Annotated in this window: 11 protein-coding genes; 2 read left to right on the top strand and 9 right to left on the bottom strand. The window is 36.8% G+C overall.

The features are described 5' to 3' along the window. Nucleotides 1–158 precede the first annotated feature (158 nt). Together CU635_RS23120 and CU635_RS17025 are read left to right on the top strand one after the other, a co-directional pair. The gene (locus tag CU635_RS23120) at nt 159–491 is read left to right on the top strand and encodes a hypothetical protein (RefSeq protein ID WP_125928558.1); all 333 of its coding nucleotides are present in this window, start codon (nt 159–161) and stop codon (nt 489–491) included. A gap of 419 nt (nt 492–910) precedes the next feature. After that, nucleotides 911–1,756, top strand: a complete 846-nt coding sequence (locus tag CU635_RS17025; RefSeq protein WP_180956506.1) for a CgeB family protein — start codon at nt 911–913, stop codon at nt 1,754–1,756. A gap of 113 nt (nt 1,757–1,869) precedes the next feature. Here the strand turns inward: CU635_RS17025 and CU635_RS17020 are convergent, their stop codons facing one another. From CU635_RS17020 to CU635_RS16980, 9 genes are all read right to left on the bottom strand, one after another. Further along, on the bottom strand, nt 1,870–3,132 hold the full coding sequence (locus CU635_RS17020; RefSeq protein WP_101578583.1) for a glycosyltransferase family 2 protein: 1,263 nt from the start codon (nt 3,130–3,132) through the stop codon (nt 1,870–1,872). Nucleotides 3,133–3,146: 14 nt separating this feature from the next. After that, nucleotides 3,147–4,226: a glycosyltransferase family 4 protein gene (locus tag CU635_RS17015; protein ID WP_101578582.1), complete on the bottom strand. Its 1,080-nt coding sequence runs from the start codon at nt 4,224–4,226 to the stop codon at nt 3,147–3,149. A 202-nt stretch (nt 4,227–4,428) separates the two neighbouring features. After that, nucleotides 4,429–5,352: a GDP-mannose 4,6-dehydratase gene (locus tag CU635_RS17010; RefSeq protein ID WP_101578581.1), complete on the bottom strand. Its 924-nt coding sequence runs from the start codon at nt 5,350–5,352 to the stop codon at nt 4,429–4,431. Continuing rightward, a complete protein-coding gene (gmd, locus tag CU635_RS17005; protein WP_101578580.1) occupies nt 5,349–6,314 on the bottom strand; it encodes a GDP-mannose 4,6-dehydratase in 966 nt (321 codons plus the stop codon). Before gmd ends, CU635_RS17010 begins: the two co-directional genes overlap by 4 nt. A gap of 85 nt (nt 6,315–6,399) precedes the next feature. After that, the gene (locus tag CU635_RS17000; protein ID WP_101578579.1) at nt 6,400–7,515 is read right to left on the bottom strand and encodes a glycosyltransferase; all 1,116 of its coding nucleotides are present in this window, start codon (nt 7,513–7,515) and stop codon (nt 6,400–6,402) included. A gap of 88 nt (nt 7,516–7,603) precedes the next feature. Continuing rightward, nucleotides 7,604–8,734, bottom strand: a complete 1,131-nt coding sequence (locus CU635_RS16995) for a class I SAM-dependent methyltransferase (protein WP_101578578.1) — start codon at nt 8,732–8,734, stop codon at nt 7,604–7,606. A 107-nt stretch (nt 8,735–8,841) separates the two neighbouring features. Then, entirely contained in the window at nt 8,842–9,996 is a 1,155-nt protein-coding gene (locus CU635_RS16990; RefSeq protein ID WP_101578577.1) for a glycosyltransferase family 4 protein, read from the bottom strand. Between the two features lie 25 nt (nt 9,997–10,021). Continuing rightward, a complete protein-coding gene (locus CU635_RS16985) occupies nt 10,022–11,116 on the bottom strand; it encodes a glycosyltransferase family 4 protein (RefSeq protein ID WP_180955722.1) in 1,095 nt (364 codons plus the stop codon). 77 nt (nt 11,117–11,193) lie between these two features. Continuing rightward, complete coding sequence (locus tag CU635_RS16980; protein ID WP_245917503.1) at nt 11,194–12,003, bottom strand: SAM-dependent methyltransferase; 810 nt, start codon at nt 12,001–12,003, stop codon at nt 11,194–11,196. Between the last annotated feature and the right edge of the window lie 40 nt (nt 12,004–12,043).

Here is a 12,043-nt window from a genome sequence, read left to right as displayed (position 1 = left end):
ATGCATATTATACATAAGGGCAAAATCAACGGATGGCAGGCTTGGAACACGACACCATTTTCTGCATGGTAAGGTTTAAAGCCCATACAAATTATTTTCTGGTTAATATAATACATTAACCCTGACATACTCAGGAATTTGCTAAAAGGAGGATAACAATGGGTTATAATAAAAAAAGCTATTTCTATGATGACAGTGATTGCAGAAAAGATGATTGCTGTGATAAAAAACATCATGACCATGACTGTAAAGATGATCACAAATGCAAAATTAAAGGTTGCATCTGTGAAGAGTTTCGTCGTATAACGCCAGGAAGAACTGTATTTCTTACGATAGATGGCGTTCCTTCAGGACCTTATGTTTTTGCTAAATTCTGTAAGGATGATCATTGTGTAACATTAATATCAGGAGCAGGCGTTACCCCATCAGGAGCTGTATTTATTGTCGACTGTTTTCGCATCGACGCTTTTGCGTTCCCTCCAACCGTATAAAAAAAATATATATATATTTTTTTTAGTCGATCAGGCTGCACGCAGCCTGATTTTTCGCTATGACTAACAACCCCCATATAAGAGATTCTCCAAATTATGCAATCCCCACATAAAAAAGTCAATTTAAAACATTGTGGAGTTTGATTGCTTCTGTTTGCTTTTACACTACATCTACGCATAAATCTGTTCATCATCCATTTATTCTATAGAACAATAGGAGTATTAAACCATACAATGGTATTACGCCAAGCAAATAATAAAAATCGGAGGTCAAAATAAAATAAGTTATGAAGGTACTATATATTCCCTCAGGCTTTCCCGGTATATACTATTTTTTTGATAATTGCATTGTTAATGAACTACGAAAACAAGGCCATATATGCAATAGCTTTAATCATTTCAAAGGTCTCGATTCTTTGATGTTAAATGTTTCAGAATTTGCACCTGAGCTTGTGTTGACTATGACCGGTTTTATCCTGCCAAACGAAATGACCGAATGGTTAAACACCCAACATCTTAAAACGGCTGTCTGGATGACGGAAGATCCATACTACATGGACAGAACGTGCGGGATGATAAATGATTATGATTATGTATTTACGATTGACAGGTCCGCCTTGGAGTGTTATCAAGAAAAAGGACACCCACTTGTATTCCATCTTCCGCTCGGAACGGATCCCCGTACATTTGCTCCTTCAATAACTCCGGACGAACAAGACTTAGAAGATATTTGTCTAGTTGGATATCCTTATCCTGAGCGGATTAAATTAATCGAATTTCTGTTGGAAAATACACAATATACGTTACAAGTAGTTGGAGGGAAATGGGACGAAAAGCTAGGCCACATGACGAAAAATCCTAGATTGAAAATAACTGAATGGAAGCCGCCTCAAGAAGTAGCTCATTATTACAACAACTCTAGAATTATCCTAAACACACATCGTCCCCATGACCTGGCAGAGAATAATAATTCAATGGGCATAATGAATAAAAGTATAAACAACAGGACATTTGATATAGCAGCTTGTGGTGCATTTCAGCTTATTACAGAAGAGCTCGATTTACGCACTTATTTTTCCGCAGAGGAAATCATCTCCTTTGAAGGTAATGAAGAACTCCTGGAAAAGATTCATTTTTATGTAAACCATGATCAAGAACGAAAAAAAATCGCGTTAAAGGCCCGGGAGAATGTGCTTAAACATCACACATTTGCACACCGTATCAAAGAATTGACTGCAATATACAAGAAAATGAACATCATTTAATCTGACACAGTCCTGAGCTAAATGTATTTCACCAATAGCAATTCAGTTAATTACTTAATAAATTAGTAAGGCAGTCAATCAAGACATATTCTTGAACGACTGCCTTATGAAAGTTATTTAAATGGAAGTTCCCATGTAAAGGATGAGCCTTGTTTAAACAATGAAAACTCTTCTTCACTCATTGGTATGGCATGTTTCAAGGGCAGTTGTAATTTACCCAATGCAATATCGGTTTGCAGGAAGCAAAGCAGGTTATCAAAGCAAATATAAAATTTCCCATTGAATGAAAATAAAATCCCATCCGGCAACATCGTATCCATTGTGATATGTTCTGATAGTTCCGGACCGTCAGGCCACTGGTTTAAATGATTTTCATTCAAAATTACAGTTTTTTGCTTATTAAAACGATATTTCTTAAATGCAGCGTCATTAACGAGCCGCTTTTGACCTTTTTGGATGTAATAAATTGAATGATTGGTTCGAGACTGGACGAGAATTTGGTTTGGAAGCTTTTCTTCACATATAGGTATTCCTTTATCATAACTAAACAAGACAGGGTCAGGGATTTCCACGATCGTGTTAAACTTTAAGCGCTCAAACAATTCGTTAGAAATAAGCCGAAGCTTTTGTTCATCAATTAAATATAATTCTTCCTTTAATCCCTTTACCACTGTACCATCCGGGATTACTTTAGGAAGCAAAGCGCTTAAATTTTGATAGCTTTGCGGTGTTTTTTTTGTTATATCAAGTACTTTCTGGATCGGGTAAAAAGGCGCAAATTCGTTTAAACGCGTCCAAAATACAGCATCAGCGTTAAACCAATATTTTGGATCCACATCCCAATGAGTCCCATATCGGGAGAAAACTTTTTCCGCAATATTTCTTGTATGCATCACTGAACAATGATCCACCATATTTGCTGCACGGGTTAATACCTCCGTTGCTGTCAGTTCAATCTCAAAATTCACTTTATGGTTTTTATTCAAGTGTTGCATTTTTTGACTGGAATAGACAATCTCTACTGTTGGATTTTTGTTAAAAAAGTCAAGCATAACCTGTAAACGGTTTGGCATATAGACGGTATCATCAGTTAGATAGCTGATATATTTTCCGGTGGTTCGCGGGATAGCCTGGTTAATCAGTACCGCATACCTTGTCGTTTGAAATCGCTTGTTGTCATCAATGCCGCTGTTCATATAGAAAATTCGAGGATCTCTGAGGTATGAATGAAGAACTTGGGATGTATCTTCATTAGAATTATCATCCATAATGAACAATTCCCAGTCTTCTTCCGTTTGCTGCAACACGCTCTCTATCGATTCAGCAACATAAAGGGGCTTATTATAGCTGGTAAGTATAATAGAAACCTTTGTCATAGGCCACTCTCCCATTATCCAAGCAATTGTTGATATCCTTCAAGAACAAGTTTGGCGACATTCGTCCACTGGAATTGTTGAACTCTCTCAAAGCCCCTATTCACAAGTGTATTTCTGATCTCTGCATTTGTTAAAAGATGTTCCATACCTTGTGCAATATCGTCAATACTTTTCGGATTAATCAAATATGCTGCCTCACCCGCTATTTCTTTTAAGGCAGAACTGTTTGAGGTTAAAACAGGAACACCGCAAGCCATTGCTTCTAAAACAGGAAGCCCGAAGCCTTCATACAGGGACGGAAAGGCAAATAATTCTGATCCTTTGTATAACTGGATTAATTCTTCATTGGAAACAAATCCAGTGAATAACACATCGTCAGTCACGTTAGCTTTTTTTATATTTAATTTGATAAAGAATCTTTGGTCTTCGGGGATATTCCCTGCAATAATGAGCTGGAATTTACTCTTTAGTCGATGGTTTACCTTTGCAAATGCCGCAATTAACCGATCCAGGTTTTTACGGTAATCACAGCCGCCAACATATAATATGTATGGCTTTGTTGATCCATTCCAAGTAGTAGCCGATAATATACTTTCATCAGAAAAATGCTCGCATAGCGCCCCGTAGATCACTTTTATTTTTTCAGGTTTAATATTAAGTTTTTCAACAGCATCTTTTCTAGTTGTATCTGAAATAACAAAAATCATGTCGCAGGATTTAACAAACTCGATGTTTTGCATATAATGCTTTTTCATGTGGGGCAATGGCAAATACTGATTTTCAAATAACAAAGGGATGATATCATAAAGGGTAACTGCTAATCTTGCATTTCCGAACCAATTTCTTTGTAAAGCATGCGAGTTATAATAATCAAATGTGCTGTTTATATGGTAAAGTTCAATGTTATTCTGTGAAATAAATGCTTTCAATTGTCTGCTCAAGTCTTCTGTGTTCGAAGAATTTGGCCGAAAATAATAATAGCTATAGTCTTTACTTAATGGTTGTATTGCTTTTATTAATTGCCTTGTATAAACACCTACTCCTCTATTGTTAGCCGGTGTTAGCGCAAACGCCATATCAAAACCGATCTTCAAAATTGTTCCTCCTTGGTTGATTAATATTTAGCAAAACCTTATAACTTTTGGAAGGTAAGGGTGCGTACAATCTGAAGAGTCGTTAGTTGGAGAATGAAATAATGTATTCAAATGCTATCCACCCTCAGAACCACTCGACATACGTATTTATCTCCTAAAAGTGTCGCGCAAATAAAAGAAGGTCCTTTTATTGCAGGACCCATTACAAATTATATAACCACTGTTCATAAATATTTTTTAATGTCTGCTCTAGTTGCCTTTTTGGCCGCCAATTAGTATCTTTTATTATTTTATTTGGATCCCCAACTAATTTTTGAATTTCAGAGGTCCTTACTTTTTCAGGATCAACCATTACTTCTATATTTACTTTTGAAAAAGATAGAAGGATATTTAATATATCTCGAATGGAAGCCCCTTCTCCGGTACAAACATTATAGATTTCCCCTGCTTTTCCATACCGCCCTAGATGATAATAGGCATCTGCAATATCTTCTACAGCCGCAAAATCCCTGATCGTGTCAAGATTTCCCACATTCATTGTGTTATCTTTCGTATTTCTTTTATTAATCACGGCTATTTGGTGCGCAAAATCTGTTGTAACAAAACCCAACCGTTGCCCCGAACCTATGTGGTTAAAAGACCTGGCATGAATAACATTCAAACCATAAAATTTAAAGTACATTTTAGCAAGCATGCTTACCATACTTTTGCTTACCCCATATGGATTGACAGGAGATAGCGGTATCCCTTCATGAACTTTCTCGATACCATCAGGTACAATACCATACTCCTCTGACGATCCTACGGTAATGATGCGTATTTTGCCATCCACTTTTCTAACCGCTTCAAGTAAATGAATGGTACCTGTCACGTTGCCTTCAATAACAGCCTGTTTATTTTCCCAAGAGTCTTTCACACTGCTAAATCCAGCCAAGTGAAATACATGTGTAGGTTTAATTTTTTCCATAAGCCTAATGATTTCCCACTCTGATAAAAAACTTATCTTAAAGATGTTTTTTTCAGGATAATCTGCTCTGGAGGTGCCAAATACGTCAGCCTTATCCTTTAAATACTCCTCCAAATGTTTGCCAACAAAACCTTTGATCCCAGTAATTAATACCTTCATTTAATTTCTCTATATTTTTGTACATCATGATCAACCATCATTTTTATCAAATCCTCAAAAGAAACTTTTGGTGTCCATCCTAATTTTTCTCTTGCTTTTTTTGAATCACCAAGCAGCAAATCTACTTCAGCTGGTCGCAGAAAATCAGGATCTTGCCGGACATAATCTTCCCAATTCAAGCCGACATGATCAAAAGCAATTTCGACGAGACGACGAACGGTGTTGGTTTCACCTGTTGCAATTACAAAGTCATCCGGATGATCATTTTGGAGCATGAGCCACATCGCTTTGACGTAATCACCTGCAAATCCCCAGTCTCTCTTGGCATCCAGATTCCCTAGACGAAGCTCTTTTTGCAGACCGCATTTTATTTTGGCCACCCCGTCTGTGACTTTGCGTGTCACAAACTGTATTCCTCTTCGGGGCGATTCATGATTGAATAAAATCCCTGAACATGCATACATATTAAAGCTTTCCCGGTAATTGACCGTTATCCAATGACCGAATACTTTTGCAACACCGTATGGACTTCGTGGATAAAATGGCGTGGTTTCTTTTTGCGGAGTTTCTATCACTTTACCAAACATTTCAGAACTGGAAGCCTGATAAAAACGTAGGTCTGGGTTTACTTGACGAATAGCTTCCAGCATGTTCACAACGCCCAAGCCTGTAATTTCGCCAGTGTAGATTGGCTGTATCCATGAATCTGCAACAAAAGACTGGGCTGCCAGATTATAGACTTCATTAGGCCTTGCCAACTTGACAGCCTGAATTAAAGATGCCAGATCAGACAAATCACCTGAAACAAACTCAAATTCATTCAAAATATGTTTAATATTTTCATAATTTTGCGTTGCGGTTCTCCTTTTCAATCCGTAGACCTTATACCCTTTTTCGAGAAGAAGTTCAGCTAAATAAGAGCCATCCTGTCCAGTAATTCCGGTTATTAAAGCTCTCTTCATGACACCACCTCCCTTTAAAAATACTTACTGTATTATTTATGCGGTTATCATGAAATGATATTACAAACTAATTTACAATTATAATTTAAAGAAGCTCCAGCTCATTCAGACGGCTCTTCATTAACTGCCCTGACTTTTTTGGTGAAAAGTGTTTTTGTATCGTATCCTTTCCTCGTGCAGCCGTTTTGCTGCACCATACCGGATCCTCAACCACTTTTTTCATGTAATATGCTGCATGATCTATATCAGGATCCGCCCAGAATTGCTCTGCTTTATAAGGTCCCCAGTCTTGCCCGACCCTCTCCAGCTCATATCGCACCAGACAGGAATTCGCTTCGTTCATAAACTCCATATTTCCAGACCAACCGGTTGCGATTACTGGTTTGCCACAAGCCATTGCTTCGGCTAAAGGCAACCCGAATCCTTCCGAGCGATGGAGGGAAACGAGGCAATTGGTAACATTCATTAATGCATTAATTTCATTGCGATTCATTACTTTATCAATGATATAAATATTTTTATAATCGCCTATTTCTTTCTTTAATTGCTCCAGTTCTACAGATCGATCGATTTGACTGTTGTTGATCTTGATAATTAGTCCTACTGAGGATTCATCTTTTGCGAAGGCCATTTTAAAGGCTGAAATCACCCCTTGGGGATTCTTTCTATGTGGCGAACTATTTGGATCATACATCATCAGAAAAAGAAATCGATTATCCGGCAGCATAAAATATTTGCGGCCAATAGTTTGAGAAGCATGGTTATCACATAGTCCATGAGGGATTTTTACAACGGGAACCGGGGATTTTTTCGAAATGGACTCAAAGATAAACGTAGATGGTGCCCATACTTCATCTATCATTTTAAAACTTGCAGCAAACTCATCTGGAAATTCTGGAAGTTCCCAATGCCATACAGCAATGTTATAACGGTTTTCTAATAATCGGCGGTTTAATATGTCGTATCGAAAAGCAATTTCCAGCTGGTCGGCGTTAATATGAAATATATTGGTATTGAAAAGGGGTTCTTTTATTTCTTTGTGAGCCCACGTCAAATCTTCTTGTCTAGCAGCGCAAACCGGGTAGTTGATGATGCCAAATGGAATATCAACGTTTTCCAATGAGTTTGCTGCTAAACGACAAGATTCACCTACACCCAATTCGGCTCTAATATATCCGAATAGGTTAACACCACCGGACATTCGGCTTCCCCCCAGTTGGCAAGTCAATATTGTAAGGAGTCACTACATTTTGCGAACTTCCTTTAGACAGCTGGTTACAATCGTTAAGCTAAATCCGATTTAAACTTAATATCGGCACTCTGATTTTGGAAAATGGAGGAGAATAAGCCAGGAGTCTTATTTCAACATTTTGCAAATCCTTTTCTATCATGACTTGTTGTTCGGAATTACTAGTAGACTGAAATTCGTATTTTAATAAAGTATTTTTTGCAAAATCATCCACCACATCCAGGATAAATTCCCCCTCGGTTTCTACTTCCAGTTTTGCCCTTAGTTCATATTTACCTGCCGGTAAAGTAATATAAGGTCCAAAGAATAAATAAGTTGGATTGCTGATCTGAAACCACCCATTGCTGTCATAGACACTTCCAAAAAAGAAATTGCTGAAATATAGATTATTGATTAACCCAGCCGGTTGATAAATCAATTCTTCTTTCATTCCATTTTCAATTGGATAGTCCTCTGGTGCATTTCGGTATATTTCAATAAAGGCAATTCCATTTGCGAACGGAAAGGGTTGATTAAAGCGTGTATAGGAAAGTTCTTCCTTAGTACACTGTTCCCAGATTTGTCTTGGATTATTTAGTGACAAGTCCATGTCACTCTTTTTAAAAAATGAAATCGTGACATCATTTTCAGGCAATAGATATTTAGTAAACAACAATTGCAGGTACTTATCTCCAAACTGTATCAGCCATCCAAGATCGGATAAGCAGCCAAACGGTACTGAAATTATTGCCTTTCCATTCACTTTTAGTAAATTGTAAATTTTTACGATCGCTTTTAAAGGCGCTTCATGGTCTTTCAATTGGCTGGATTCCCCGTAAGCTCCTGTTGGATCTGTTGATTGTCCAATATGTTCTACAGTTGATATGGAAATAATGGCATCGTATTTATCCTCCGGATGAAAGTCCATTAAATCTAAGTTTAGAACATTTGCAGCCACTTCAAATTTATCAAGAATATCTCTTTGCACTATGTTCGCGGCAGTTTCATAACTAGATAGGACATGCCCCACCTCTAATATTCGCCCCGTTTTATTTTGTTCAAGAAAGTCCAAGCCAATTGGTACTTCTATTGCCCTCTCGGAAATATTATTAATGGGAATTTTGTTATAACTAAACTTTTTATCTTTAAAAAAAAAAGAATCACTAAAATTTGCTGTAGAGAAGAGACTCATAACATTAAACCTCCGTGATAAATTCTATTTTGCTTCCAAGTCCACAGAATGATAGCATTAAGCTTTGCTAGGTGAATAGTTCCTTAAGAGATGAAGAAACTAAATATTTATAAAGCTAGATTCTGTTTCATTACTTTCGCTATTTCATTTATTGAGTATTTATGATCAATCATTTCTTTCGCGTTTTTGGCTATTTTTAGTCTTTTTTCTTTATTTCGATAAGCATCTCTCATTGTTTTTCTGACATTTTCCACCGAAACTTTTGCCCATTTGTGGCCCATGTATAAAAGCGGGCGATTTATCATAAGATTTATGTCCACTGGTTCCAATTCGTCCAATGGCTGAATAAGAAAAGTATTCTCATCATTCATAAATTCGGTGGAACCACTCCAGTTGATCGATATCACCGGTTTCCCCATAGCCATCATTTCCATTTGTGGCATTCCCCATCCGCAGGCTCTGTCTGTGGAGATGTAACAAGTACAACTTGAATATAAAGAGAGCAATTCGTTTTCTGGCATTTTTTCATTTATGATCAAAATACTTGGAATGTTATTCTTAATTGGTATATAGGAGCGGATGATTGCTTCGGCATCAATATCATTTTCATGTACATATGTTTTAATAATCAGAGTTACATCGTCGTTATCCGTGAATTCTTCGCAAAAACTGTTTATCAATAAATCAAAGCCTTTTCTGTAATCAAATTGGCAAGTATATAGAAACGTAAATGTCTTAGGAGTTGTCGAAAAAGAATATGGCTCAAAATTCTTATCGTATTTCTGCACATCGATTCCGTATGGCATAACTCTAACTTTTGTTTCATCGACTCCTGACTCAGTAAAAGTATGATAATTAAAGGCTGTTGGTACCCATATTTCGTCCATTTGATTGCATAAACTAACCCAGTAATCCGGAATTTTATCGGTTTCAAAGATAGTAATACCTATTTTTTTGTTAAATCCTGTTGTATTAAAACGCGCAAAATCGTCTGGAGTGCTATGGATCACCATAACCGGGTCTGTCCCTAAATCAGAAATTGGACGGTGAATGCTGCCGATTAAGTCTCGATCATCTTGCGCTATTTCCTTATGAATTTGGCCTAGATTATGGATATGAACTGGAATATTTAATACCTCCAACATTTTTAAATAGTTTCTGGATACAGTGCCATAACCACCTCTATCAGATACGTATCCTGCCCAAAAAACTCCAGTTGGAAGTGGCAAATCTTCATCCCTCCCTGCTTTAAGCCCTACCATGATGTAGCCTCAGTTAAAATCAGCGCTAGTTGACATACATGTCTGTATAACACGATAAAATCTGTGAGGCAACATTTTCCCAATTAAATTTAGCGGCAAGTTTAGGTCCTTCTTGCTTATATCTTTCCAATAATTTTGACTTCGTCAACATGTTATATATACCCTCTGAAATTTCTTCAATACTTTCAGGATTTACCTTATAGCACGCGTCATTAGCTATCTCATTAAGTGCCGAAGTGTTTGATGTGAGCACCGGGGCACCACAAGCCATCGCCTCTATAATCGGCAAGCCCAATCCCTCATAAAGTGATGGAAATATGAACAGACTCGAATTGCTATACAGGTTGATAAGCTCTGCTTTTGGTACATACCCGGTATATATCAATTGATTTTCAATTCCCTGTGCAGCTGCAAGCTGCAGTATCTTCTGTTTTTCTACTTCAGAAAAAAAACCGGTCATGACAAATTGATATTGAGTTTCAAGTTTATGATTTATTATTGCAAAGGCATGTAGTACGCGTTCCAAATTTTTTCTAAATTCCATGCCTCCGATAAATAGAATATATGGTTGGTTTACCTGATTGTTAAGCTTCACATCTGAATCTTTGTTTATCTGAAAAAATTGTCGGTCAATTCCCCCGTATACAACAGAGATTTTCTCGGAATCCATATCAAAGTATTTAACCCCGTCTTTTTTGGTCGTCTCGGATATGGCAAATATAGTATCGCAATTCTTGATAAAATCCATAATATACAAAAATTTATTTTTAACAATCGGGTCACTTAAATAAATTTCAGGATAGATCAAGGGAATGACATCGTAAAATGTAACAGCCAATTTTACATCTCCAAACCATTCGCGGTTAAGTAGCTCATTATGGTTGAATAAATATTCAACCGGACTCGTTACATGATAAAGATCGATAGAATTATTAGTTAGAAATGATTGTAGTTTGTTTATTTGAATAGATGTATCTTGGTAAGGATCAGGTGAAAAGAAAAATATTGAATGGGTCTTATTAAGCCGCATAATATTTTCGATCATATTTCTGGTATAGTCTCCAATTCCCCTAAAATTCGAAGCAGATGAAGTGTAAAAAGTATCAAAAGCTATATTCAATTTAACACCTCTTAAACAATCATTTATGCGGTCGTATGATTGTGATATGATACAATTCTTCGAATTGCTATTTGTCATCAAACACTATCTGAATTTTTCTTTTGTATAATCAGACCGATAGAGGTTGATACATATTGTTCGAGTAGCAATCTTAAATGAATTTCACTCGTATAAGGTGGAACATCGACAAAACTTTCAATGTTTCCTGTACTGGCGGTATAATCAACTTCGATTGAATGGCCATCTTCCCTTAGATCATTTACTAAAGATTCAATGTCTTTCTTTCTAAGAATAACTGTAGCTCCGGATTCAATCGTATGTTCGTTTGAAGATAAATTAAACTCTGTGGTGTGAACTGCTACGCCTCCAGGCTTGAGGCAGTGCATCTGGTTCATAATAAATCGTTTGCTTCGTTCAATCGTTCCTAAATGTTCAAATGAGCAAGAAGACCATGTAAAATCATATTTATTACTATGCTGCTTTTGATCAATTTCATTCATATCCATAAACTCAAAAGTGACAAGCTTGCTAAATTGCTCCGGTTCACATAATTTTCGTTCGTTCAAGTCCTCAAGATTATTAGAATGTTGATTAGAATCAACCCATCCTAAAAGTTTGGCAATCTGAAAATCTATGTCTGTTGCGACTACTTCACAACCACGTGATGCGAATAAAGAAACCAAAGGTTCTTTTCCTACTCCAAATCCAAGCCCTTTCTTACCTTCCTTTAGCATACCTCTTTCAGTTAATGCTTGTGTTATAAAACACCATTCCCATAGCTTTCTGTGATAATGAACAGCTATTTGAAGTTCTTCACAGCAGTTTAAGAACCATTCTTCATTAAAATGCTTTTCTTTACATAGCTGGGATACCAACAATGCAATCATCACCTCATCGTAATAACATCTTTTTTGTTTCTGTATTTAT

Source organism: Bacillus canaveralius (genome assembly GCF_002860125.1).
Taxonomy (GTDB): Bacteria; Bacillota; Bacilli; order Bacillales; family Cytobacillaceae; genus Bacillus_BJ; species Bacillus_BJ canaveralius.
This window is presented reverse-complemented; position numbering and strand designations above follow the sequence as displayed.